Origin of the sequence: Streptomyces sp. NBC_01294, from assembly GCF_035917235.1 — a bacterium.
Lineage (GTDB): Bacteria > Actinomycetota > Actinomycetes > Streptomycetales > Streptomycetaceae > Streptomyces > Streptomyces caledonius.
The window spans coordinates 5,414,338-5,437,973 of the sequence record NZ_CP108423.1; the positions used below are offsets into that span (position 1 = coordinate 5,414,338).

Consider the following 23,636-nt stretch of genomic DNA (forward strand, 5'->3'; position numbering starts at 1 on the left):
CCCCTCAAGAGTACGTGGCCGGTTGACGACCCTCGTTCTAACCTTTAATCTCGATGTAGAAGGTTAGAATCGTTCTGGGGAAGGTATCGCCATGACGACTGCCATCAGCGCGTACCACGCGGGGCCGCTGGCCGTGCAGGAGCGGGCCGGCGTACGCGAACTCGCCGAGCACGTCGGCCGTTCGATCGGCACCGGCATCCGGGACGTCGCCGCGGCCTTCCTCGGGCTGCAGCCGCACCTGGTCGTCGGGGCGGCCGACGGCGCGGGGCGGATGTGGGCCTCGCTGCTCACCGGCCCGCCCGGGTTCGTACGGGCCACTGGGCCCGACCGGATCGCGGTCGCGGGCGGGCTACCCGCGGGCGATCCGCTCGCCGAGGCGCTGGCCGCGGCCGGGACACGGGTCGGGACCATCGCGCTCGACCCGCGCACCCGGCGCCGGATGCGGCTGAACGGAACCCTCGCGGTGACGCCCGGGGGCTTCGCCGTCGGGGCCGAGCAGGTCTTCGGGAACTGCCCGAAGTACCTGCAGAAGCGGCAGCCGCTGGAGCTCGCCGCGCAGGGACCGGGTGTCGTGCGGCGCGGCAGCGCGCTCACGGCCGGCCAGGCGCGGGCCGTCCGCGCCGCCGACACCTTCTTCGTCGCCACCACGGCGGAGGCGGACGGGGCCGACGCCAGTCACCGGGGCGGGCTGCCGGGCTTCGTGGAGGTGCTCTCGCCGACCGAGCTGGCCTGGCCGGACTTCGCGGGCAACGCCATGTTCCTGACCCTGGGGAACCTGGCGGCCGATCCGCGGGCCGGACTGCTCTTCCCGGACTGGGAGAGCGGGGCGGTCCTCCAGCTCAGCGGCCGGGCCCGGACGGAGTTCGGGGCCGACGGGAGCCGCCGCACCCGCTTCCTGGTGGAGTCGGTGGTGGAGGGCGTGCACCCGGGGCGGCTGCTGTGGAGCACCCCGGAGTACTCCCCTCACCTGGGCAGCACCACCAGATAGGCGGCGGGCTCGCGGTCGCCGGACGCGGTCAGCGCGGTCCGGATGACCGCGGCCTGCTGTTCGGGCCAGTCACGGAGCTTGCGCGGGGTGATGTGGATGACGGTCACCCCGAGCCGCTCCAGCGTCTCGCGCTTGCGCACGCACTCGGACCACTGCTCGTCCTCCCCCTGGCGCGGGGCGCGGGTGTCGATCTCGACGGCCACCGCGTGCTCGGGCCAGTACGCGTCGACCCCGCCGAGGTGCGGGCCGCCGGGCAGCCGCAGGTCCACGTTCCAGACCGGGTCGGGAAGCTCGTAGCCCCGTACGACCTGGTACAGCCGGTCCTCGGCGATGGCCCGGCCCTCCGCGAGGAGCGACTCGACCGCGTCGACCACGTGCGGCCGGTTCAGCAGCCGGGCCACCGTCAGCTCCCGCACCACGGCGGCCGGTTCGCAGTGCCCGCCGCGGACGGCCTCGCTCAGCAGGCGGCGTACGGTGCCCGCGTCGGAGAGCTGGGCGACGGCGTCGGCGACGGCCCGCGCGACGGGCGCCACCGGCAGCCCGGTCACCTCCTGGGACCGCGGCGGCGTGTGCGCGCGCACGATCCGCACGTCCCCGGTGGACCGCAGCCGCCGGGTGCCGGGCACCAGTACGTCGATGTGCGAGAGGGCGAGCAGTGCGGGCGCGGAGGTGAACCGGTACAGGGCCAGCGCCGCCAGCCCGGTGATCATGGCCTCGCCCGCGCCGCGGCGCCCCGCGTACAGCAGTGCGGCGTGCAGCCGCTCCTCACTGGTCGCCGGCCCGGAGTGGAGCAGGAATACCCCGGGCAGGATCTGCTGCCAGGGCCGGCCGGCGGCGTCGGAGGCGGTGACGCCGTGCTCGCGCAGCTGGGCGAGGGTCAGTACGCGGGGGCGGCTGGCGCTGAGGTGGGCGAGGGGGAGGGGTGCGTTCTGGTTCATGACGCGGTGATTCCCTCAGGCCATGGCCTTGCTAACCCCTGTTACACGCCCGTCGACAAATCCGGACAAGCCGGGGCTAAAGTACGGGCGTTCGACGGCCGATGGGGGGCGCGGGCGCGGCTGCGGGCGCTGGTGCGGGATGCCGCTGCGCGGAGCAGTCCCCGCCCCGCCCTTTCTCCATCCCCCAGACTCCGTCCGGGAGGACCCCCAGCCGGGCTCTGCCCGGACCCGGTCCTCAAACGCCGGACGGGCTGGAAGATCCAGCCTCGCCGGCGTTTGAGGCGCGGGGTCTGGGGCGGAGCCCCGGGAAGCCGAGCCGCAGGCTAGCTGCCGGCCGTCGCGTCGCACCGCTGCGCGGCAAGGGCCCTGGCCAGGTCGTCGCGGGACTCCAGCACCAGGCGGCGCAGGGCCGGCGGAGCCGAAGCGTGCGCCGACAGCCAGGCGTCGGTGGCGTCCAGCGTGGCCGCGTCGCCCTGGAGCGACGGGTACAGCCCCTTCACCACGTCCATCGCGATCTGGATCGACCGCTCCGCCCACACCCGCTCGATCACCTCGAAGTAGCGCCCCGCGTAGACGGCCAGCAGGCCCCGCTGCGAAGACTGCTGCATGCCCGCGATCGTCGCCTCCACCAGCGCGTTGGACAGGGCGTCCGACTCGACGACCGCCGTCCACGCCTGGTCCTTCACCGCCTGCGACGGCCGCGCCGCCAGGCACCGGACCTGGTGCCGCTTGCCCGACGCCGTGTCGTCGCGCGCCAGTTCGGCGCCGAGCGCGCCCTCGTCCACCGCCCCGTGCGCGGCCAGCGGCAGCAGGAAGTCCCAGCGCAGCTCCTGGTCCACGTCCAGCCCGTCGATCCGCGCCGACCCCTCCAGCAGCCCCAGCAGCAGCTGGAAGTCGCCCTCCGTCGCCGCGCTCGCCGCGAAGAAGCGGGCCCACGTCAGCTGGTGCTCCGACCCCGGCTCCGCCAGCCGCAGTTCGTGCAGCGCGCCCGCCGCCAGCTGCCGGCCGCCCTGCTCGCGCCAGTCCGGCGCCGCGTAGTGGGTGACCGAGGTCAGGGCCTGGCCGTGCAGCATCTGCAGGACGCCCACGTCGCTCTCGCGGCCCGCGTGCGCCAGGACCAGCGAGACGAAGTCGCGCGCCGGCATCAGGCCGTCCCGCGTCAGGTTCCACAGCGCCGACCAGCTCAGCGCCCGCGCGAGGGGGTCCGTCAGGTCGCCGAGGTGCGCCCGCAGCGTGGCCAGCGAGGCCTCGTCGAAGCGGATCTTGCAGTAGGTGAGGTCCTCGTCGTTGACCAGGACCAGGTCGGGCCGCTCCGTGCCCGCCAGCTCCGCGACCACGGTCCGCGCGCCCGCCACGTCGGCGTCGGCCCGCGCGTAGCGCACCAGGGTGCCGTCGGACTCCAGCCGGTACAGGCCCACCGCGACCCGGTGCGGCCGGAGCTCCTCGCCCTCCTGCACGACCGCCAGCTCCGTCACGTGCCCGGCCGCGTCGCAGGTGATCACGGGGGTGAGCACGTTCACGCCCGCGGTCTGCAGCCAGGCCCGCGACCACTCGGCCATGTCCCGGCCGGAGACCTCCGCGAGCACCGACAGCAGGTCGTCCAGCGTGGTGTTCCCGTACGCGTTGGCCTTGAAGTAGCGCCGCGCGCCCTCCAGGAACGCCTCGCGTCCCACGTAGGCGACGAGCTGCTTGAGCACCGCCGCGCCCTTGGCGTAGGTGATGCCGTCGAAGTTCAGCTTGGCGTCCTCCAGGTCACGGATGTCGGCCGTGATCGGGTGCGTGGACGGCAGCTGGTCGGCGCGGTAGGCCCACGACTTGCGGCTGTTGGCGAAGGTGACCCACGCCTGGTCGAAGCGGGTGGCCTCGACGAGTCCGAAGGACCCCATGAAGTCGGCGAAGGACTCCTTGAGCCACAGGTCGTCCCACCACTTCATGGTGACGAGGTCGCCGAACCACATGTGGGCCATCTCGTGCAGGATGACGTTCGCGCGCCGCTCGTACGAGGCCTGCGTGACCTTGCCGCGGAAGATGTACTCCTCCCGGAAGGTCACCATCCCCGGGTTCTCCATGGCGCCCAGGTTGTACTCCGGCACGAAGGCCTGGTCGTACTTCCCGAAGGGGTACGGGTAGTCGAAGATCTCGTGGAAGAGGTCGAAGCCCTGCTTGGTGACGAGGAAGACGTCGTCGGAGTCGAAGTGCTTCGCCAGCCCCTTGCGGCACATCGCGCCCAGCGGGATGGTCAGGTCCCCGCGGGTGTAGGAGTCCGTCACGTAGTGGTAGGGACCCGCCACCACGCACGTGATGTACGTGGAGATCGGCGCGGTCTCGGCGAACCGCCAGACCCCGGCCTCGCGGGACTCCTCGGCGCCGTTGCTCCACACCTGCCAGCCCTCGGGGGCGGCCACCTCGAAGCGGTAGGGCGCCTTCAGGTCGGGCTGTTCGAAGTTCGCGTACACCCGCCGTGCGTCGGCCGGCTCGTACTGGGTGTAGAGGTAGACCTCGCCGTCCTCCGGGTCCACGAACCGGTGCAGGCCCTCGCCCGTCCGGCTGTAGGCGCAGTTCGCGTCCACCACCAGGACGTTCTCGGCGGCCAGCCCGTCCAGGGCGATCCGGGACCCGTCGAAGACGGCGGCCGCGTCCAGCGCGCGCCCGTTCAGGGTCACGGTGTTCACCGAAGGGGCGATCAGGTCCGCGAAGGTGGAGGTGCCGGGGGCGGTGGCCCGGAAGCGGACCGTCGTCACCGAGCGGAAGGTCCGGGGACCCTCGGCCGGCTCGGCCTCGTCGACCGCGGACCGGATGTCGAGGACCACCTCGTACCCGTCGACGGACAGCAGCTCGGCCCGCTCGCGGGCCTCGTCGCGGGACAGATTCTCTCCGGGCACGTGCACTCCTTCGTGCGTGATCGCGTTCTTGCGTCGAATCCTCGCACGAGGGGAATGCGCGCGCCCCGGTCCTGGTTGCGCACGGTGGACGTCGGCCAGCGATGGCCTTTTTTCGACCGACACCCAGACTGAGGAGAGACATGACCGACACCCAGGTGCGCGAGAAGACCCCGGTCGACTTCTGGTTCGACCCGCTCTGCCCTTGGGCCTGGATGACGTCCCGTTGGATGCTCGAGGTCGAGAAGGTCCGCGACATCGAGGTCCGCTGGCACGTGATGAGCCTCGCCGTCCTCAACGAGAACAAGCTCGACGAGCTGCCCGAGACCTACCGCGAGCTGCTCGGCCCCAAGGGCTGGGCCCCGGTGCGCGTGGTCATAGCGGCCCAGCAGAAGCACGGCGACGAGGTCACCGGCAAGCTCTACACCGCGCTAGGCACCCGCATCCACAACGACGAGAAGGGCCCGACCCGCGAGGTGATCGCCGAGGCGCTGGCCGAGGTCGGCCTGCCGGCCGAGCTGCTCGCGTACGCCGACTCGGACGAGTACGACGAGGTGCTGCGGGCCTCCCACAACAACGGCATCGACCGGGTCGGCCAGGAGGTCGGCACCCCGGTGATCTCCGTTCCGGGCGCCGAGGGCGAGGTCGCCTTCTTCGGCCCCGTCGTCACCCCGACCCCGCGCGGCGAGGCCGCAGCCCGGCTGTGGGACGGCACCCTGCTCGTCGCCTCCACCCCCGGCTTCTACGAGATCAAGCGCACCCGCACCCAGGGCCCGTCCTTCGAGTAGTCCCCGCCGGCGCACACAGAAGACCCCCGTGAGTCACGTCCTCACGGGGGTCTTCCGCTGGACACGTCCGCCGGTGAAGGTTGAGAAGACGATCACGAGGCGGACGGGCTCGCGGTGCGATCAGCCCTTGGCGGGGATCAGCAGCGGAGTGTTGGCCTTGGCGTCGGCGTAGCGCCTGGACACGTCCTGCCAGTTGACGACGTTCCACATCGCCTCGATGAAGTCCACCTTCTGGTTCTTGTACTGAAGGTAGAAGGCGTGCTCCCAGGCGTCGAAGACCAGGACCGGGGTGCTGGCCACGCCCACGTTGCCCTGGTGGTCGTAGACCTGCTCGACGATCAGGCGGCCGCTGACGGGCTCGTACGCGAGCACGCCCCAGCCGGAGCCCTGCGTCGCGGAGGAGGCGAAGGTCAGCTGCTTCTTGAACTTCGCGAAGGAGCCGAAGGACTCGGTGATCGCGTCGGACAGGTCGCCCAGGCCGTCGGCCGCGGTGGGCTCGCCGCCGCCCTCGCCGGTCTTCGGGCTGGCCATGTTGTGCCAGTAGATGCTGTGCAGGATGTGGCCGGAGAGGTGGAACGCGAGGTTCTTCTCAAGGCCGTTGAGGGCGCCCCAGTTCTCCTTGTCGCGCGCCTCCGCCAGTTGCTCCAGCGTGTTGTTGGCGCCCGTGACGTAGGCCGCGTGGTGCTTGTCGTGGTGCAGCTCGATGATCTGCGGGTTGATCACCGGCTCGAGAGCCGCGTAGTCGTACGGAAGCTCAGGAAGCGTGTAGATGGCCATGCGTTATCCGGTCCCCTCGGCGTGCCAACTGCTTATTGCAATCAATGCGCAACTGCACGCTAGCAGTATCTATTCCAGGTCACACGTAAGGGTTGCCTCTGTAAAAACGAAGGCGGGCCCCGTGCTTTCGCACGGGGCCCGCCTCGTTCTGCGGGGCCGTCAGGTCCTGGCGGCGGCCCGGCGCTGCAGCACGTATCCGGTCACCGCGAGGGCGACGGTGAGCCCGCCGGTGAAGATCACCTGGACCCGGGTGTCCTCGCCCAGCGCCATCAGCACCAGGACCCCGGCGACCCCGGCCAGCGCCACCCAGGTCAGGTACGGGAAGCCCCACATCCGCACGACCAGCTTCTCGGGGGCCTCGCGCTCCAGGCGCCGGCGCAGCACGAACTGCGAGACGGCGATGAAGCCCCAGACGATGAGGATGACCCCGCCGACCATGTTCAGCAGCCAGGCGAACAGGGTGTCGGGATACCAGTGCGACAGCAGCACGGTGACGAAGCCGAAGCCGCAGGAGGCGAGCACCGCCCGGCGCGGCACCCGGCCGGTGACCTTGCCCAGCGCCTTGGGGCCCTGGCCGCGGGAGACGAGGGAGTAGGCCATGCGCGAGGAGCCGTAGATGTTGGCGTTCATCGCGGACAGCAGGGCGATCAGGATGACCACGTTCATGATCTCGCCGGCGGCCGGGATGCCCAGGTGGTCCAGGGTGGCCGCGTACGGGCCGTCCGCCGTGACCGCCGGGTCGTTCCAGGGCAGCAGGGTGACGATGACCAGCATGGAGCCGACGTAGACGATCGCGATCCGCCACATGGTGGTCCGCACCGCCTTGGCCACGCCGGCGACGGGGTCCTCGGACTCGGCGGCCGCGATGGTCACCGTCTCCAGCCCGCCGTACGCGACGACCGAGGCGAGCAGTCCGACCAGCAGGCCGTCCACGCCGTGGGGCAGGAAGCCGCCGTCGTGGAGCAGGTTGGCGGTGCCGGGGGCGCCGGTGCCGGGCAGCAGGCCGAGTACGGCGAGCACGCCCAGGCCCAGGAAGAGGGCGATCGCGCCGATCTTGAGCGCGGCGAACCAGAACTCGAACTCGCCGAAGTTCGAGACGGCGGCGAGGTTGGAGCCGCAGAACAGCGCCATGAAGACCAGCACCCACATCCAGGAGGGGGTGCCCGGGAACCAGCCCGTCATGATGTGCGCCGCGCCGATGGCCTCGATGGCCACGCCCACGCACAGCAGGGTCCAGAACATCCAGCCGGCGGTGAATCCGGCCCAGGGGCCGATCGCCCGCTCCGCGTGGACCGAGAACGACCCGGAGGCGGGGTTGGCCGCCGACATCTCGCCGAGCATCCGCATCACGAACATCACCAGCAGCCCGGACGCGGCGTAGGCGAGCACGATCGAGGGACCCGCGGCGGCGATGCCGGCGCCGGAGCCGACGAAGAGTCCGGCGCCGATGACACCGCCGAGGGCGATCATCGAGAGGTGGCGCTGCTTGAGGCCGTTGCCGAGGGGTGATCCGGCGCCGGTCTGCGGTGCTTCGGGGGGTGTCAGGGTGCTCTGGCTCATTTGCGCCAGTCTGCCGAGTGTCCGATCGCCGGACGTTTCGTGTCCGTTATCCGGACGATGGCTTCACGGTTCGTGATCATCCCCGTACGCTCGCGGCGACATCGCAGCCACCGGATGCGGCGGATGCGGCGGATGCGGCGGATGTACGGGATCGAGGGGGGCAGCCGATGGGCCGGACCGTGACAGGACTTCGCAGCACCGGCCGGGGCGTACTCGTCACCGGCGCCTCCCGGGGGATCGGCCGGGCGATCGCGGCCGCCTTCGCCCGGCAGGGCGACCGGGTCGTCGTCCACTGCTCCGCCCGGCGGGCGGACGCGGAGGAGACCCTCGCCTCCCTGGAGGGGGAGGGTCACGTCCTGGTCGCCGCGGACCTCGGTGACCCGGCCCGCGTCGAGGCCCTGGCGGCCGAGGCGGAGGTGGCGCTCGGCGGCGTGGACGTCCTGGTCAACAACGCCGCCGTCATGGTCGCCCACCCGCTGCCGGACACCTCGTACGAGGGCTGGCAGGAGGCCTGGCGGCGGACCGTCGACGTGAACCTCTTCGGCGCCGCCAACCTGAGCCACTGCGTCGCGCGCCGCATGATCGAAGCGGGACGCGAGGGACGCATCGTCAACATCGGCTCGCGCGGCGCCTTCCGGGGCGAGCCCGACCACCCCGCCTACGGCGCGACCAAGGCCGCGGTCCATGCCCTGGGCCAGTCCCTCGCCGTGTCCCTCGCCCCGCACGGCATCGCCGTCGCCTCCGTCGCACCCGGCTTCGTCGCCACCGAGCGGGTCGCCGGCCGGCTGGAGGGGCCCGAGGGCGCCGGCATCCGGGCGCAGAGCCCCTTCGGCCGGGTCGCGGACCCGGAAGAGATCGCCTCCGCCGTGCTCTACCTGGCCTCCCCCGAGGCGGCCTGGAGTTCGGGCACGGTCCTCGACGTCAACGGGGCCTCCTACCTGCGCACCTGAGAAGAGCGGACCCTCCGTGCCGCGGCACGGATGGTCCGCTCTCCCGGCTCGCTCGTCAGGCCTTGCGGGCCCTCAGCTCGCGGATCCCCGCCACCGCGAGGACCAGCGCGGCCGCACCCGTCGACCACAGCAGCTGCGGCCGCGCGGAGTCGTCGAACAGCATCAGGACCAGCACCGCCGCCATCCCGATGAGCGCAGTCCAGGTCAGGTACGGAAACAGCCACATCGGCAGGGTCAGCCGCTCCGGCATGTCCCGCTCGATGATCCGGCGCAGCTTCAGCTGCGAGATCGCGATCAGGGCCCACACGAACAGCAGCACCGCGCCGACCGCGTTGAGCATGTAGAGGAAGATCGTCTGCGGCCACAGCAGGTTCAGCACCACCGACACGAAGCCGAAGGCCACCGAGGCGAACACCGCCCGGCGCGGCACCCCGCCGCCCGAGACCTTCAGCAGCGACTTCGGCGCCTCGCCGCGCTCGGCGAGCGAGAAGACCATGCGCGAGGACCCGTACAGGTTCGCGTTGAGCGCCGAGAGCAGTGCCACGAACACCACGATGTTCATGATCTGGCCGGCCCCCGGGATGCCGATGGAGTCCAGGACGGCGACGTACGGGCTCTGGCCCGGCTCCAGCGAATCCCACGGCAGCAGGGTCACGATGACCACCATCGAGCCGACGTAGAAGAAGAGGATGCGCCACACCGCGCTGCGCACCGCGCGGGACACCGACCGGGCCGGGTCGTCCGACTCGGCGGCGGCGATGGTGACGACCTCCAGGCCGCCGAAGGCGAAGATGACGGCGAGCATGCCGGCGATCACGCCGCCGAAGCCGGCCGGAAAGAAGCCGCCCTGCCCGGTGAGGTTGGTGAGGCCGACGGGCTCGGTGTCCGGGAGCAGGCCGAAGACCGCGAGGGTGCCCAGGATCAGGAAGAGCACGATCGCGCCCACCTTCAGGGCGGCGAACCAGAACTCGAACTCGCCGAAGTTCCGTACGGCGGCCAGGTTGCACACGGTGAAGACCACCATGAAGAGCAGCACCCAGACCCACTGGTCGACCGAGGGCAGCCAGCCGTTCGCGATCTTCGCCGCGCCGGTGGCCTCCACGGCCAGCACCACGACCAGCAGGAACCAGTACAGCCAGCCCGCCGAGAAGCCGGCCCAGCGGCCCAGGGCCTTCTCCGCGTACACCGAGAAGGAGCCGGACGCGGGCATCGCGGCCGACATCTCCCCGAGCGCCCGCATCACCAGCATCGCGAGGACGCCCGCGAGCAGGTAGGAGCAGATGATCGCGGGACCGGCGATGCCGATGCCCGCGCCGGAGCCCACGAAGAGCCCGGCGCCGATCACGCCGCCCAGACCCAGCATGGTCAGGTGGCGCTGCTTGAGACTGTGGCTGAGGGGTTCCTCGGGCAGCTCGGTCGTGGGAGGTGCTTCTGGCAGGCGCTCACGCATGAGGGGTGCTCGTACTCTCGTTCGGCCCAGCGGTGGTCGGGCTCCGCAAGTGGATTGGCGGGACCCTACAGTCTCACTGAGCGGCGGCCGTCCGCGCAAAACGGACGTGTTGTCTGATGTTCCTCGTGACGAGGATCACGTCGACCCGGGTGTGTGGTGCGGGCTTTGTGAAATCTCCACCAAAGCGGGGAGCGGGGCTTTGTCCCGGGCAACGGCGGGTCGGTGGCGGACCGCGGACTAGCGTCGGTGATCGTCCTGCCCCACCACCCCTCGGAGCCTCCCGATGAGCACTGCTTCCGTCCCCCTCCGGCCCGGCACCGTCCTCGCCGACCTGCTGCCCGCGAGCCGCGTCCGCGACACTGCGCTCGTCGTCGGCGGCGCGGCGCTCACCGGGCTGGCCGCCCAGATCTCCGTCCCCGTCGACGGGCTGGCCGCGCCGATCACCGGCCAGACCTTCGCCGCGCTGCTCGTCGGCACCGCGCTCGGCGCCGGCCGCGGCTTCCTCTCGCTCGCCCTCTACACGCTGGTCGGCATGGCCGGCGTGCCGTGGTTCGCGGGCGGCGGCTCCGGCGCGGGCGGCGCGACCTTCGGGTACGTCCTCGGCATGCTGCTGGCCTCCACCGTCGTCGGCGCCTTGGCGCGGCGCGGCGCCGACCGCTCGGTCCTGCGGAACGCCGGTGCGATGGTGCTGGGCTCCGCCGTGGTCTACGCGGTGGGCGTGCCGTACCTGATGGCCGTCACCGGGATCTCCCTGGGCGTCGCCGTCGCGACGGGCCTGACCCCGTTCCTGATCGGCGACGCCCTCAAGGCCGCACTGGCCATGGGCGTCCTGCCGGCCGCGTGGAAGCTGGTCGGCCGTCGCGGCTGAGCGGCCCCCGATACGCACCGGAGCCCGGCCCGCCTGGTGAAGGCGGGCCGGGCTCCGGCGTACGTGCACGTGCGATCAGCCCTGCAGGGCCCGCTTGCGGCGGAAGTCCAGGACCACACCGACGAGCACGACCACGCCGGCGACCAGGGTGGACAGGGTGACGACCTCGCGGTTGGCGTCGTCCACGAACATGTAGCCGATCACGAACATGATCAGTGCGGCGGTGGCCCAGGTCAGCCACGGGAACAGCCACATCTTCACGGTCAGCTTCTCCGGGGCCTCGCGGACCAGGATCCCGCGCATCCTCAGCTGGGTGAAGCAGATCACCAGCCAGACGAAGAGCGCGATGGCACCCGAGGAGTTCAGCAGGAAGTTGAAGACCGTGTCCTTGAAGGCGTAGTTGAAGTAGACGGCGACGAAGCCGAAGACCGTGGAGCCCAGGATCGCGGCCACCGGCACACCGTTCTTGTTGACCTTGGCGAACGCCTTGGGGGCGTCACCGCGCTCACCGAGCGAGAAGGCCATGCGGGAGGCGGTGTAGAGGCCCGAGTTCAGGCAGGACAGCACGGCGGTCAGGACGATGACCTCCATGATCGTGCCGGCGTGCGCGATGCCGATCGAGTCCAGGGCGGCGACGTACGAGCCCTTCTCGGTGATCGACTTGTCGTTCCACGGGAGCAGGGTCAGCACGATGAAGATCGAGCCCAGGTAGAAGACGCCGATCCGCCAGATGACGGAGTTGGTGGCCCGGGTGACCGCCTTGCGGGGGTTCTCCGACTCGCCGGCGGCCAGGGTGACGATCTCGCTGCCCATGAAGGAGAAGACGACCATCAGCACACCGGTGAGGACGGCGCCGTAACCGTTGGGGAAGAAGCCCCCCGCGTCGGTCAGGTGCGCGAAGCCCGCGCCCGGGTTGTCGGAGCCAGGCAGCAGGCCGAAGACGGCCAGCATGCCGACGATCACGAAGGCGCCGATGGCGACGACCTTGATGCCCGCGAACCAGAACTCGAACTCACCGTAGGAGGCGACCGAGCCGAGGTTGGTGACGGTCAGCACCGCCATCACGATCAGCGCCCAGGCCCACTGCGGGACGGCCGGGATCCAGTTCTCCAGGATGGCGGCACCGGCGGTGGCCTCCACGGCGAGCACGACGACCCAGAAGAACCAGTAGAGCCAGCCGATGGAGAAGCCGGCCCAGCGGCCGAGCGCCCGGTCGGCGTAGGCGGAGAACGAGCCCGAGTTCGGGCTGGCGGCCGCCATCTCGCCCAGCATCCGCATCACGAAGACGACCATCGCGCCGACCAGCGCGTAGGAGATCAGGATGGCGGGACCGGCCTTGGCGATACCGCCACCGGAGCCGACGAAGAGGCCGGCGCCGATGACGCCGCCGATGGCGATCATGGACAGGTGGCGGTTCTTGAGACCGGCCTTCAGACCGTCGGAGGGCTGGCCCTCACCGGGGTTACCGGTGGGGTTGCCTTCCTTCTGGAGGGTCGTCGTGGAGCTCATGGACGGATCCTTAGGTTCTCGGGTTGCGAGCCCCGGCATTCAAACCTGAGATGAACGCAGGACGGAAGACCTCAATCCGGATCGTTGCGTCGGGACGAACGACCCGGACCAAAGCCCCGCCGTGTCCCATCTGCGTTCTTTAGGTTTACTTGAGCTTTAGAAGTGACTTACGCGACACCCGCTGCGGGCTGCCGGGCCTCCTCGTGCCACACTCGTCCCATGCGCGTGTACCTCGGATCCGACCATGCAGGCCTTGAGCTCAAGAACCACCTGGTGGACTGGCTCAAGAACAACGGCCACGAGCCCGTCGACTGTGGACCCCACATCTACGACGCGGTGGACGACTACCCGCCGTTCTGCCTCCGCGCCGCGGAGAAGACCGCAGCGGACGCCGACAGCGTCGGCATCGTGATCGGCGGCTCCGGCAACGGCGAGCAGATCGCCGCGAACAAGGTCAAGGGCGTCCGCGCCATCCTGGCCTGGAGCGTCCAGACCGCCCAGCTCGGCCGTGAGCACAACAACGCCAACGTCATCTCCGTCGGCGGCCGGATGCACACGCAGGACGAGGCCGTCAGCTTCATCGAGGCCTTCCTGACGACCCCGTACTCCGGCGAGGAGCGCCACACCCGCCGCATCGACATGCTCTCCGCCTACGAGCAGACCGGCGAGCTCCCCCCGATCCCGGCCCACCACCCGCAGGGCTGATCCCCCCTCCGTCCGGCCGTGCCGCCCGTGACGCGGGCGGCACGGCCGTTTTCCCATGTCGAGGAGCATTGCCGTGCCCGAGGGGCATACGATCCACCGGCTCGCCGAGGACCACCTGAACCGGTTCGCCGGGTGGGAGGTCGCCGTCAGCAGCCCCCAGGGGCGGTTCGCCGAGAGCGCGGCCCTGCTCGACGGACGGATCCTGGACGGTGTCGACGCCCACGGCAAGCACCTCTTCCTGGGGTTCGGGGAGAGCGGCTGGATCCACATCCACCTCGGGCTCTTCGGCAAGTACGCGATCGGCCCCGCACCGGCCCCGCCGGCCACCGACACGGTCCGGCTGCGCCTGGCCACCGACGACTACTTCTCCGACCTGCGCGGCCCGACCACCTGCGCGTGGGTCACGGACGAGGAGAAGCGGGCGATAGGCGAGCGGCTCGGCCCGGACCCCCTGCGGGGCGGTGACGACCCCGACCGCGCATGGTCCCGGATCTCCCGCTCCCGCACCACCGTCGCCGCCCTGCTGATGGACCAGAAGGTCGTCGCGGGCGTCGGCAACGTCTACCGCGCCGAGGTCCTCTTCCGGCACGGCATCGACCCGTACCGCCAGGGCAAGGACCTCGCCCGCGCCGAGTGGGACGCGATGTGGGCCGACCTGGCCGCGCTGATGCGCGAGGGCGTGCGCAACAACCGCATCGACACCGTCCGCGACGAGCACCTGCCCGAGGCGATGGGACGGCCGCCGAGGGTCGACGACCACGGCGGCGAGGTGTACGTCTACCGGAGGGCGAACATGCCCTGCCACATCTGCGGGGGCGAGATCCGCACCGCCGGTCTCGCCGCCCGCAACCTCTTCTGGTGCCCGACCTGCCAGTCCCGCTAGCGCGGGAGCCGGGCGGGTGCACCGGGTGCACCGGGTGCACCCGGTGCGCCGTGCGCGCCGGACGCGACCCGGTGAACCTTGCCGGGCACAGCGCTAGAAGCCGTGGGGCAGCCAGGGGGCCACGTCCCCGGCGAAGGCGCGCGAGGCCTCCGTCAGGGCGCCCGCGCGCAGCTCGCGCACCAGGCCGGCCGCGGCCAGCGAGGTGAGGGTGATCCCGCCCAGGTACGCCGACCCCAGCTCCCGGACGGACAGTTCCAGGTCCGCCGGCTCCCCGGTCCGCGTGCAGCGGGCGACGCCCTTGCCGTCGGCGACCAGCCGCCACCGCCCCGCGTTCCACGGGCAGAACGCGTCCTCGACCTCCAGGACCACGTCCGCCGGAGCCCCGTACGTCCGGGCCTCCAGCGCCGCCGGCAGATCCACGAGCCGTACGTACAGCGAGTCCCGGGTCCGCGGCCGCGACCGGCGCACGTCGCTGACCAGGTGCAGCACCGGATCGTCCACCGGGCGCCTGGACGCCCGTACCGTCCAGGTCAGGTCGATCTCGAAGAGGTAGCGCCACAACGCCGCGCACGCCGCCGGGTCCAGCGCGTCGAGGTCGTTCACCTCGACCTTGCCGTCCGACCCGGTGAAGTCCCAGTCGGGCTTGACGCGGTAGCGGGCGTACCCGACCACCTCGCCGTCCTCCCGCTCGGCGACCACGCACTTCAGCGGCGACCCGCCGTTGCGCATCCCGGGCGCGTCCAGCAGCGGCATCCGCTCCCAGCCGGGCCGGCGGGCCGGCATGCCCGGCCGCCCGGGGAGCAGCGCCGCGTACACCCGCTCGCAGTCGGCCAGCGCCTGCTGCGGGTCGACCAGGCGCAGCCGCACCCCGTCCGTCCCCGGCGGCACGGAGAGCCGTATCCGAGTGGTGTCCATGTCCAGGGACAGGGCGTACGTCCCGATGCCGTAGCCGAAGCGCCCGTAGATCGCCGGGTCCGAGGCCGTCAGCACGGCGAGCGGTTCGCCACCCGCCCGGATGTCGTCCAGCTGGCGCCGCATCAGGGACCTGAGCACCCCGCGCCGGCGGTGGGTGGGGGAGACGCCCACCATCGTCACGCCGGCCGCCGGGACGACCGCCCCGCCCGGCACGGAGAGGCGGAAGTCGAAGGAGCCCGCCGAGCCGACGCAGGTGTCGCCGTCCCAGACACCGAGCGAGCGCTCGGGCTCCGTCAGTGACTTGTACAGTTTGCGCTCCTGGGGGGTCTCCGGCACACCACCGAACGCCAGTTCCAGGTGGTCGTACCAGACATCCCACTCATCAGCCTGCAATACGCGCATCTCAAGAGCCATACGGCCATCCCTATCAGGGCATTCCGTCCCAGTCGACGGGTTTTCGGACGCCCTGTGGCCCCTGGTCCGGGGGTACCCCTGCGCATCCACAGCCAGGATGGATAGGGTCCCGAATCAATGGCCGGAGCACGCGTGGAAACCCTCATGGCCCGGATGCGCATGCTGTCGCACCGGGGCCGCACCGCCCTGCGCAAATCCGCGGTGGACTACTTCCGCGGCGACGCCTCCGACTGGCTCGCCTTCGGCGGGCTCCTGCTCACCATTCCCGCGATCGCCTGCGGCACACTGATGCTGCCGGTCTGGTTCTCGCCCTCGGCGCTCGTCCTGCCGATCGTGGCCGGCGGCCTGCTGCTGCGCCCCGCGAGCCTCCTCGGCCTGTACGCCGCCTCAGCGGCCGCACTGATCGTGGAGGCCCTCGTCCTCGGCCCCTATACCCAGGGCCCGGCGCGCGTCACCCCCGGCACCGTCCTGGTGGTGGCCGCCTGCGGGTTCTTCGGGCTGGTCATCGCCCAGTTCCGCAGCCGCGTCGGCGTGCCGTGGAGACGCGGCGGCACCATGCTCTTCGACCTGCGCGAACGGATCCGGGTACAGAGCAAACTGCCCGCCCTGCCGCGCGGCTGGCACCGCGAGATGGCCCTGCGCCCGGCCGGCGGCCAGTCCTTCTCCGGCGACTTCGTGGTCGCGGCCCGCACCAACGGCGGCCGGACCCTGGAGATCGTCCTGACCGACGTCTCCGGCAAGGGCATGGAGGCGGGCTCCCGGGCCCTGCTGCTGTCCGGCGCCTTCGGCGGACTGCTCGGCGCGCTGCCGCCGCACGGCTTCCTGCCGGCCGCCAACGGCTACCTCCTGCGCCAGGACTGGGACGAGGGCTTCGCCACCTCCATCCACCTCGTGCTGGACCTGCAGACCGGCGACTACGAACTCCTCTCGGCCGGCCACCTCCCCGCGCTCCAGCTCTCCGCGGGCACCGGCCGCTGGCAGGAGAGGTCCGGCGAGGGCCCGCTGCTCGGGGTCTACGACGGCGCCGAGTTCACCCCCGCCCGCGGAAACCTCCGCCCCGGCGACGTGCTGATGCTCTTCACCGACGGCCTCGTCGAGACGGCCGACCGCGACATCAGCGAGGGCATCGACCGCCTCACCGGCGAAGCCGACCGCTACGTGGCCGCAGGCTGGGAGGGCGCGACCTGGCACCTGATCGAAAAGGTCGCCAAGGACGTCAACGACGACCGCGCGCTGCTGCTGATCCGCCGCTCCGCCTGAACGGGGGAGGGCCCGTCGAGCCGGACGGTCACCGGGCGACGGCCGGGCGACGGCCGGACGGTCACCGGTCGATCGCCGGACGGTCACCGGTCGATCGCCGTCCACGGGCCGATCCCCAGCTTCCCGGTGTTCCCGAGATCGACCGGATGGGCCGTCCGCAGACTCAGCCGGGGCGCGCCGGGGCGGGGCTCGACCTCCACGACCGACGCCGTCGCGGCGGTCACCGTCCCGTCGGTGACGAGGTTGCGCCACACCATCCAGAACGACGCCGCCTGCCCCGGCGCCAGCGTCACCGGCTGCGGCGCCGCCTCGATGTGCGGTACTCCCGTGGTGATCCCTTCCGCGCCGTGCTCGACCGTGACCTCCACCGGGGCGTTGCGGTCGTCCCGTAGCGACACCTGCGGGTAGCCCTCCAGGGCGTAAGGCTGCGCACCGCAGTTGACCAGCTGGAAGCCCGCCACCCGCAGTCCCATCGCGGCGTTCCCGTCGGTCTCCAGGAGCCGGACCCCGCCCTCGGGGCACGCCGGGCCGGTCTCCGTACCGGGCTGCGCCGTCCGGACCGGCTTCGTCGGCGCGGTCGGCCCCGGGGCGGCCCGCGGCGCCGGCGGCGCTTCGCACCCGGCCGCCCCGGCCAGCACCCCCGCGACAACGACCCCGCCCATGCCCCGTACCCACCGCTTCACGATCATCCGCCGAGCCTACGACGGCCGCCGCCGGGACCGGGGCGGCCACTGCCTCCGGACCGGGGCGGGGGACAGCCCTCGGACCGTGGCGGGTCACTGGCCCGACCGTGCCGGGCCACGGTCCCCGGACTGGAGCGGGCCACTGCCTTCGGACCGTGGCGGGTCACTGCCCTCGGACCGTGGCGGGTTACTGCCTTCGGACCACCGTGGCGGGCTACCGCCTCCAGACCGGGGAGGGTGACTGCCTTCGGACCGGGCGGGCCACGGTCCCCGGACTGGAGCGGGCCACTGCCCTCGGACCGTGGCGGGCCACTGCCTTCGGACCGAGGCGGGCCACTGGCCCCAGACCGTGGCGGGTCACTGCCCTCGGACCGAGGCGGGCCACTGGCCCCAGACCGTGGCGGGCGACTGCCCTCGGACCGGGCGGGTTACTGCCTTCGGACCGGGGCGGGTTACTGCCTTCGGACCGGGCGGGTCACAGCCTTCGGACCGGGCGGGGCACTGCCCTCGGACCGTGGCGGGCCACTGCCTTCGGACCGAGGCGGGCCACTGCGCCCGGATTGGCTCGCCCGCGCGCCCCCGGCCGCGCCTACCGTGCTCCCATGGACCGCATGCTCGCCGCCGACCTCGCCCGGCTCCCCGACCTGCTCGACGCCACCCGCCGCGCCGCCGCCGAGGCGCTCGCCACGCTGGACGAGCGGGCCGTCGTACCGCCCGCCACCCGGCCGCACGACCCCGAGCCCCTCCCGGAGCACGCCGCCGGCGCGGACGCCGCCCTCGCCGCCTTCCGCGACCGCTGGGAGCCGCGGCTCTCGGCCTCCGCGGGCCCCCGCTACCTCGGCTTCGTCACCGGCGGAGCCACCCCCGCGGCCCTCGCCGGCGACTGGCTCACCGCCGCCCACGACCAGAACTCCAACTCCGCGCTGGACGGCGCCGGTCAGGACCTCGAACGCGAGACCGTCGGCTGGCTGCGCGAGCTCTTCCGCCTCACCCCCGCCCACACCGGCACCTTCGTCAGCGGCGCCACCATGTCCAACACCACCGGCCTCGCCATCGCCCGCGAATGGCTCGGCGAACGCCTCGGCGTCTCCCCGGCCGACCACGGCGTGGCGGCCCTCGGCAAGGTCCGCGTGCTCTCCGGCGCCCCGCACTCCTCCATCGCCAAGGCCCTCTCGGTCCTCGGTCTGGGCCGCGACAGCCTGGTCCGGGTCCCGACCCTGCCCGGCCGCGAGGCCGTCGACCCCGCCGCCCTCGACCGCGCCCTCGCCGACACGCCCGGACCGGCCGTGGTCGTCGCCAACGCGGGCACCGTCAACACCGTCGACTTCGACGACCTCCCGGCGATCGCGGCCCTGCGCCCGCGCCACGACTTCTGGCTGCACACCGACGCCGCGTTCGGCGCCTTCGCCGCCCTCTCCCCGGACCACGCGCACCTCGCCGAAGGCCTCGACGCCTCCGACTCCCTCTGCGTCGACCTGCACAAGTGGCTCAACGTCCCCTACGACAGCGCCGTCCAGTTCACCCGCCGGCGCGACCTGCAGGCCCGCGTCTTCCAGAACTCCGCCGCCTACCTCGGCCCGCTCGGCGACACCCCCGACCTCGTCCACCTGACCCCGGAGAACTCCCACCGGCTGCGCGCCCTCGCCGCCTGGTTCACACTGCGGGCCTACGGCCGCCAGGGCCACCGGGAGATCGTCGAACGCGACATCGCCTGCGCCCGCGCCCTGGGCGCCGCCCTGGAGCAGGACCCCGCCTTCACCCTCCTCGCCCCGGTCCGCCTCAACGTCGTCTGCTTCACCCTCTCCGAGGCCCCCACCGCGGCCCGCCTGGCCGCCCTGCGCGAGGCGGCGGCCGCCGAGGTCTTCGTCACCCCGACCGTGTACGGGGGAACCCCCGCCCTGCGCGCCGCGTTCTCCAACTGGCGTACGACACAGGCGGACGTACGCCGGGCCGCCGAGGCCCTCCGAAAGGCAGCGAGGGAGATCGCATGACGAGCCGTCCCCTGACACTCGTGGAGGTCGAGGCCCTGGCGCGCAGCGCGCACGAGGGCCAGACCGACAAGGCCGGCCGGCCGTACGCGGAGCACCTCGCGGCCGTGGCCGAAGGCGTCCGCCTGCGCGGCGGCACCCCCGAACAGCAGGCGGCGGCCTGGCTCCACGACGCGATCGAGGACGAGGCACTCAGCCTCACCTGGCTGGACTCCGCCGCGCTCCCGCAGTCCGTGAAGAACATGGTCCTCGCGGTCACCAAGCGCCCCGGCGAACCGGTCGAGCAGTACACCGCCCGCATCCTGGACACCCCGGGCGCCCTGCTGGTCAAGGAAGCCGACCTGGCGCACAACGCCGACCCCGTACGCCTCTCGGTGCTGGACGACCCCACCCGCGAGCGGCTGTCCGCGAAGTACGCGTATGTCCGGTCCCTCCTCGGCCTCACCACCCCTTGACGCATGCGCCGCGCCCGAAACATGCCCGGCGCACATGTGGTTGGCGGAAACGGAACCACGGCTATTCGTCACGGGGCGTATAGCCGGGGCCCGTTGGTGGGAGGATGGTCCATGTGGGGGTGTGCCTCGTGCGCCCCGGGCCGACCAGGGGACGACCGAAGGTGTGATCAGTAGTGGCCATTTCGCTGTCAGTGGTGGTTCTGTTGGCGGTCATCCTGGTGGTGCTGATCCGCGGCAACCACATCAAGACGGGCCCCGCCATCGTCGCGGCCCTCTTCGGTTTCTTCCTGGCGTCCAGCTCGATCGCGGACGACGTGAACCGCTTCCTGAACTCCCTCGCGACGATGATCGCGAACATCAAGCTCTGACCGCCGGCGCCACACCCCGCCCCCGCAACGGCGAGATCCGGTGCCCACTGTTCCATGGACACCGGCTCTGACCTGCAGCCCGGTCGAGCGCCCACCGCAATTCACCGCTTGTCCCCGCCTCTTGCCGTCTGATCGGGCACATGAAGGGCACGCGGGCCGACTCGTATGTCAGAGGAACATCTCCGGCATCGGGCACGCTTCCAACGCTTCGTGCGGACGATCCGCCCAGTGCCACCAGACATGCCGAGTGGGGCACTTCCACACGCCTCGGCAGACCCGCTCGTCGTCCTCTCGCCGGCACAGCACGAAGCCGCCGAACTTCATGGCCTGGCTGCACTCCGGGCAGGCCGGCACGTCGCTGGTTATGCTGCGGACCCTAATGGCGGGCTGGGCCCGGCGCGGCCGGCTGTTGCGGTCGCGGTGCCTTGCCGTCACGGCCAGGTCGGCTATGCGAGCCTTGCGCTCCGCGTCCAAAGGTCGGCATCCGAGGTTTCAGTCCTCAGGCTCCGATACATCCCACTCGTCGCCTTCCACGAGATCACTGGAGGCCTCGTACCAGCGGTAATCCCACGTAGCGCGGCTCCTCACCGCTTCCACGCTGCCATAAGGAAGTTGCCCCTCCGCCGCCTCGGCCGCCGCGATGACGAGCGCGTCGTAGGCCTCCTTGATCCGCTTGCCGTGGATCGTCTGCTGCCCCATCTCAAACTCAAGCGTCACTGTGAGAATCTTCCGCTTGGCCATGGAACCGCCCCCTTCTCAAGCACTGCTGCTTGAGGCGATCCAACCAGGAGGCATCAGAGCCTCGGGCGGAAAGTCGCAATCTGAGGTCGGCAGAGCGGGTTTGGGCAGGAACGGCTGCGGGTCATCTGGCTGTACCCACCACTGTCCCCCACGCTCACCGTCACCACCCGGCAGCTCTCTGCTGGCTCCTCAAGCACCGCTGGGAGCCCGTCCTCGGCGGCGTCAACCTGGCGGAGATCTGGCCGCCCTCATACGGAGCCGACGGGCCGGCAGCCGGACCACGGGACCGGACGCGCGGGCAACGGGCGCCGGCACGCGGGAGTTGATGACGCGCATGGGCCACAGCACCGCACGCGCCGATCGGGGCCCCGGGAACGACGAAGGGCCAGGTCGAGGAGATGTCCTCTGACCTGGCCCTTTGTACTTCAGAGCGGGTGACGGGAATCGAACCCGCGTAGCTAGTTTGGAAGACTAGTGCTCTACCATTGAGCTACACCCGCAACGCGCGCGCCGCAGGTCCGGGGACCGCGGCACGGACAGCATCCTAGCGGGTCGCTCCCGGGGAGTGCACACCGCGTTTCGCGGCCGCGCCGGAGACCTGCCGGAAAGACGTCGGGAAACCCCGCGCATCAGAGGGTCTCCATGCATGTACCCTACGTGTCGCACCGACGGGGTGTGGCGCAGCTTGGTAGCGCGTCCGCTTTGGGAGCGGAAGGTCGTCGGTTCGAATCCGGCCACCCCGACCAACCAGCAGTGTCCCCTTCGAGATCTGTCGGGGGTTTCCACAAGATCGCGTTGTGGGCTGATTGCCGCTTGCGGTTACTATGCAAGCTGCGTGCCCGTGTGTCTGATGTACCGGGCCGAAGTCCGCTGAACCGCTGAATCGCAGCGCGACGGCAGAATCCCCAGCAGTCAGCCACAAGGAGACCGAACCGTGAAGAGCGCCGTGGAGACCCTGAACCCGACTCGGGTTCGGCTCACTGTTGAGGTGCCCTTCGAGGAGCTCAAGGACAGCCTCGACGCGGCGTACAAGAAGATCAACCAGCAGGTCACGGTGAAGGGCTTCCGCAAGGGCAAGATCCCGGCCCGCGTCATCGACCAGCGCTTCGGCCGCGGTGCGGTGCTGGAGGAGGCCGTCAACGACGCCCTCCCGAAGTTCTACACCGAGGCGGTCAACGAGGCCGACCTGAACCCGCTGGGCCAGCCCGAGGTGGACATCACGGAGCTGAAGGACGGCGAGCTGCTGGCCTTCACCGCCGAGGTCGACGTCCGTCCCGAGATCGAGATCCCGGACTACTCCGGCATCGAGGTCGAGGTCGACGCCATCGAGGTCTCCGACGAGGACGTCGAGAAGTCGGTCGAGCAGCTGCGCGGCCGCTTCGCGTCCACCAAGGACGTCGAGCGCGCCGCCGCCGAGGGTGACGTCGTCACCATCGACCTCGAGGCCAAGGTCGACGGCGAGGTGCTGCCCGACGGCGTCGCCTCCGACGTCGCCTACACCATCGGCTCGGGCGAGCTCCTCGAGGGCATCGACGAGGCCGTCACGGGCCTGGAGGCCGGTGGCGAGGCCACCTTCACCTCCCAGCTGAAGGGCGGCTCCGCCGAGGGCAAGGACGCCGAGGTCACCGTCAAGGTCACCAAGGTCTCCGCCAAGGAGCTCCCGGAGCTGGACGACGAGTTCGCGCAGATGGCGAGCGAGTTCGACACCCTCGAGGACCTCAAGGCCGACAGCCGCAAGCGCCTCGAGAACATGAAGCAGTACGACCAGGCCACGCAGGCCCAGGAGCGCGTCCTGGAGAAGCTGCTGGAGCTCGTCGAGGTCCCGATCCCCGAGAAGCTCCTCGCGGACGAGGTCCAGACCCGCAAGCACAACCTCGAGCACCACCAGCTCGGCCAGATGGGTCTGACCATCGAGAAGTACCTGGAGTTCCAGGGCAAGACGGTCGAGGAGTTCGACGCCGAGACCTCCGAGCAGGCGATCAAGGGCATCAAGACCCAGTTCGTCCTCGACGCGCTGGTCAACAAGGAGAAGCTGGGCGTCGACCAGGAGGAGCTCACCGAGCACCTCATGCGCCGCGCCGCGTCCTCCGGCATGTCCCCCGACCAGTTCGCCCAGGCCGTGGTCGAGGGTGGCCAGGTTCCGATGCTGGTCGGCGAGGTCGCCCGCGGCAAGGCCCTCGCGGTCGTCGTCGAGGCCTCCAAGGTCGTCGACACCAACGGTGAGGTCGTCGACCTGTCCGACGAGGACGAGGAGCAGGCCACCGAGACGGTCGAGGCCGTCGTCGACGGTGACGACGAGGTCAAGGCCGACGAGGCCAAGTAACACCTCGGGCGTAGCCCGCTGAGCAGTACCCCGCAGTACTCAGCAGTGCCCCGAAGGGCCCGGACGCAGCCGCGTCCGGGCCCTTCGGCATGGGCCCGAAAGGCTCTCGGAGCTTGCGCTCCGAGCGAACAGTTCAGGAAGCGGGATCGTGTTGTCCTACCTGCGCGTTAGGGTCCATGAGTACGAGGGCACGT

At 71.3% G+C, this 23,636-nt stretch carries 20 protein-coding genes and 2 tRNA genes; 12 read left to right on the top strand and 10 right to left on the bottom strand.

What is annotated here, in order from left to right; translation table 11 throughout:
- Positions 1–91 precede the first annotated feature (91 nt).
- Positions 92–988: a pyridoxamine 5'-phosphate oxidase family protein gene (locus tag OG534_RS24440; RefSeq protein ID WP_326590713.1), complete on the top strand. Its 897-nt coding sequence runs from the start codon at positions 92–94 to the stop codon at positions 986–988.
- Here OG534_RS24440 and OG534_RS24445 read toward each other — a convergent pair.
- Positions 964–1,926 (bottom strand): hypothetical protein, encoded by a 963-nt coding sequence (locus OG534_RS24445; protein ID WP_326590715.1) that lies wholly within the window; start codon positions 1,924–1,926, stop codon positions 964–966. The two genes, OG534_RS24440 and OG534_RS24445, sit on opposite strands and share 25 nt — an antisense overlap.
- A 323-nt stretch (positions 1,927–2,249) precedes the next feature.
- Complete coding sequence (gene pepN, locus OG534_RS24450) at positions 2,250–4,808, bottom strand: aminopeptidase N (protein ID WP_326590717.1); 2,559 nt, start codon at positions 4,806–4,808, stop codon at positions 2,250–2,252.
- Between the two features lie 140 nt (positions 4,809–4,948).
- On the opposite strand from pepN, the gene OG534_RS24455 reads away from it, so the two are divergent.
- Positions 4,949–5,593: a mycothiol-dependent nitroreductase Rv2466c family protein gene (locus OG534_RS24455; RefSeq protein ID WP_326590718.1), complete on the top strand. Its 645-nt coding sequence runs from the start codon at positions 4,949–4,951 to the stop codon at positions 5,591–5,593.
- A 120-nt stretch (positions 5,594–5,713) separates the two neighbouring features.
- Here OG534_RS24455 and OG534_RS24460 read toward each other — a convergent pair whose 3' ends face one another.
- A complete protein-coding gene (locus OG534_RS24460; protein ID WP_326590720.1) occupies positions 5,714–6,370 on the bottom strand; it encodes a superoxide dismutase in 657 nt (218 codons plus the stop codon).
- A gap of 159 nt (positions 6,371–6,529) precedes the next feature.
- On the bottom strand, positions 6,530–7,930 hold the full coding sequence (locus OG534_RS24465; protein WP_326590722.1) for an amino acid permease: 1,401 nt from the start codon (positions 7,928–7,930) through the stop codon (positions 6,530–6,532).
- A gap of 167 nt (positions 7,931–8,097) precedes the next feature.
- Between OG534_RS24465 and OG534_RS24470 the strand changes: the two genes are divergently transcribed.
- Positions 8,098–8,880 carry an SDR family NAD(P)-dependent oxidoreductase gene (locus tag OG534_RS24470; protein ID WP_442807144.1) on the top strand — a complete coding sequence of 261 codons (783 nt, stop codon included), beginning with the start codon at positions 8,098–8,100 and terminating at the stop codon, positions 8,878–8,880.
- Between the two features lie 55 nt (positions 8,881–8,935).
- Here OG534_RS24470 and OG534_RS24475 read toward each other — a convergent pair whose 3' ends face one another.
- On the bottom strand, positions 8,936–10,330 hold the full coding sequence (locus OG534_RS24475) for an amino acid permease (RefSeq protein ID WP_326590725.1): 1,395 nt from the start codon (positions 10,328–10,330) through the stop codon (positions 8,936–8,938).
- Between the two features lie 283 nt (positions 10,331–10,613).
- Here OG534_RS24475 and OG534_RS24480 point away from each other — a divergent pair, with 283 nt between their 5' ends.
- A complete protein-coding gene (locus tag OG534_RS24480) occupies positions 10,614–11,198 on the top strand; it encodes a biotin transporter BioY (RefSeq protein WP_326590727.1) in 585 nt (194 codons plus the stop codon).
- Positions 11,199–11,273: 75 nt separating this feature from the next.
- On the opposite strand, the gene OG534_RS24485 is transcribed toward OG534_RS24480, so the two are convergent.
- Positions 11,274–12,707: an amino acid permease gene (locus OG534_RS24485; RefSeq protein WP_326590728.1), complete on the bottom strand. Its 1,434-nt coding sequence runs from the start codon at positions 12,705–12,707 to the stop codon at positions 11,274–11,276.
- A 219-nt stretch (positions 12,708–12,926) separates the two neighbouring features.
- Between OG534_RS24485 and OG534_RS24490 the strand changes: the two genes are divergently transcribed.
- Together OG534_RS24490 and OG534_RS24495 are read left to right on the top strand one after the other, a co-directional pair.
- A complete protein-coding gene (locus OG534_RS24490) occupies positions 12,927–13,412 on the top strand; it encodes a ribose-5-phosphate isomerase (RefSeq protein ID WP_326590729.1) in 486 nt (161 codons plus the stop codon).
- Between the two features lie 73 nt (positions 13,413–13,485).
- Positions 13,486–14,295 carry an Fpg/Nei family DNA glycosylase gene (locus tag OG534_RS24495; protein ID WP_326590730.1) on the top strand — a complete coding sequence of 270 codons (810 nt, stop codon included), beginning with the start codon at positions 13,486–13,488 and terminating at the stop codon, positions 14,293–14,295.
- 93 nt (positions 14,296–14,388) lie between these two features.
- Here OG534_RS24495 and OG534_RS24500 read toward each other — a convergent pair whose 3' ends face one another.
- Entirely contained in the window at positions 14,389–15,624 is a 1,236-nt protein-coding gene (locus OG534_RS24500; protein WP_326590732.1) for a GNAT family N-acetyltransferase, read from the bottom strand.
- A gap of 117 nt (positions 15,625–15,741) precedes the next feature.
- Here OG534_RS24500 and OG534_RS24505 point away from each other — a divergent pair, with 117 nt between their 5' ends.
- Positions 15,742–16,884, top strand: a complete 1,143-nt coding sequence (locus OG534_RS24505) for a PP2C family protein-serine/threonine phosphatase (protein WP_326590733.1) — start codon at positions 15,742–15,744, stop codon at positions 16,882–16,884.
- A gap of 83 nt (positions 16,885–16,967) precedes the next feature.
- Here the strand turns inward: OG534_RS24505 and OG534_RS24510 are convergent, their stop codons facing one another.
- A complete protein-coding gene (locus tag OG534_RS24510) occupies positions 16,968–17,573 on the bottom strand; it encodes a DUF4232 domain-containing protein (protein WP_326590734.1) in 606 nt (201 codons plus the stop codon).
- Positions 17,574–18,169: 596 nt separating this feature from the next.
- Here OG534_RS24510 and OG534_RS24515 point away from each other — a divergent pair.
- From OG534_RS24515 to OG534_RS24525, 3 genes are all read left to right on the top strand, one after another.
- Complete coding sequence (locus OG534_RS24515; protein ID WP_326590735.1) at positions 18,170–19,558, top strand: pyridoxal phosphate-dependent decarboxylase family protein; 1,389 nt, start codon at positions 18,170–18,172, stop codon at positions 19,556–19,558.
- The gene (locus OG534_RS24520; RefSeq protein ID WP_326590736.1) at positions 19,555–20,010 is read left to right on the top strand and encodes an HD domain-containing protein; all 456 of its coding nucleotides are present in this window, start codon (positions 19,555–19,557) and stop codon (positions 20,008–20,010) included. The genes OG534_RS24515 and OG534_RS24520 overlap by 4 nt, the downstream gene beginning before the upstream one ends.
- 173 nt (positions 20,011–20,183) lie before the next feature.
- Positions 20,184–20,378, top strand: coding sequence for a membrane protein (locus tag OG534_RS24525; protein WP_030008564.1), 195 nt, complete (start codon positions 20,184–20,186; stop codon positions 20,376–20,378).
- Positions 20,379–20,870: 492 nt separating this feature from the next.
- Here OG534_RS24525 and OG534_RS24530 read toward each other — a convergent pair whose 3' ends face one another.
- The gene (locus OG534_RS24530; RefSeq protein WP_326590743.1) at positions 20,871–21,119 is read right to left on the bottom strand and encodes a hypothetical protein; all 249 of its coding nucleotides are present in this window, start codon (positions 21,117–21,119) and stop codon (positions 20,871–20,873) included.
- A 429-nt stretch (positions 21,120–21,548) separates the two neighbouring features.
- A tRNA-Gly gene (locus OG534_RS24535) sits at positions 21,549–21,619 on the bottom strand.
- Positions 21,620–21,788: 169 nt separating this feature from the next.
- Between OG534_RS24535 and OG534_RS24540 the strand changes: the two genes are divergently transcribed.
- Positions 21,789–21,865 (top strand) — tRNA-Pro (locus OG534_RS24540).
- 188 nt (positions 21,866–22,053) lie between these two features.
- Positions 22,054–23,442: a trigger factor gene (gene tig / locus OG534_RS24545; RefSeq protein ID WP_326590745.1), complete on the top strand. Its 1,389-nt coding sequence runs from the start codon at positions 22,054–22,056 to the stop codon at positions 23,440–23,442.
- The last annotated feature ends 194 nt before the right edge of the window (positions 23,443–23,636 follow it).

Excerpts from the sequence above, each read along its gene's own strand:
- OG534_RS24440 (WP_326590713.1), top strand. The coding sequence starts at position 92 with ATGACGACTGCCATCAGCGCGTACCACGCGGGGCCGCTGGCCGTGCAG.
- OG534_RS24445 (WP_326590715.1), bottom strand. The coding sequence starts at position 1,926 with ATGAACCAGAACGCACCCCTCCCCCTCGCCCACCTCAGCGCCAGCCGC.
- OG534_RS24455 (WP_326590718.1), top strand. The coding sequence starts at position 4,949 with ATGACCGACACCCAGGTGCGCGAGAAGACCCCGGTCGACTTCTGGTTC.
- OG534_RS24460 (WP_326590720.1), bottom strand. The coding sequence starts at position 6,370 with ATGGCCATCTACACGCTTCCTGAGCTTCCGTACGACTACGCGGCTCTC.
- OG534_RS24465 (WP_326590722.1), bottom strand. The coding sequence starts at position 7,930 with ATGAGCCAGAGCACCCTGACACCCCCCGAAGCACCGCAGACCGGCGCC.
- OG534_RS24470 (WP_442807144.1), top strand. The coding sequence starts at position 8,098 with ATGGGCCGGACCGTGACAGGACTTCGCAGCACCGGCCGGGGCGTACTC.
- OG534_RS24475 (WP_326590725.1), bottom strand. The coding sequence starts at position 10,330 with ATGCGTGAGCGCCTGCCAGAAGCACCTCCCACGACCGAGCTGCCCGAG.
- OG534_RS24480 (WP_326590727.1), top strand. The coding sequence starts at position 10,614 with ATGAGCACTGCTTCCGTCCCCCTCCGGCCCGGCACCGTCCTCGCCGAC.
- OG534_RS24485 (WP_326590728.1), bottom strand. The coding sequence starts at position 12,707 with ATGAGCTCCACGACGACCCTCCAGAAGGAAGGCAACCCCACCGGTAAC.
- OG534_RS24490 (WP_326590729.1), top strand. The coding sequence starts at position 12,927 with ATGCGCGTGTACCTCGGATCCGACCATGCAGGCCTTGAGCTCAAGAAC.
- OG534_RS24500 (WP_326590732.1), bottom strand. The coding sequence starts at position 15,624 with ATGGCTCTTGAGATGCGCGTATTGCAGGCTGATGAGTGGGATGTCTGG.
- OG534_RS24505 (WP_326590733.1), top strand. The coding sequence starts at position 15,742 with ATGGCCGGAGCACGCGTGGAAACCCTCATGGCCCGGATGCGCATGCTG.
- OG534_RS24510 (WP_326590734.1), bottom strand. The coding sequence starts at position 17,573 with ATGATCGTGAAGCGGTGGGTACGGGGCATGGGCGGGGTCGTTGTCGCG.
- OG534_RS24515 (WP_326590735.1), top strand. The coding sequence starts at position 18,170 with ATGGACCGCATGCTCGCCGCCGACCTCGCCCGGCTCCCCGACCTGCTC.
- OG534_RS24520 (WP_326590736.1), top strand. The coding sequence starts at position 19,555 with ATGACGAGCCGTCCCCTGACACTCGTGGAGGTCGAGGCCCTGGCGCGC.
- OG534_RS24530 (WP_326590743.1), bottom strand. The coding sequence starts at position 21,119 with ATGGCCAAGCGGAAGATTCTCACAGTGACGCTTGAGTTTGAGATGGGG.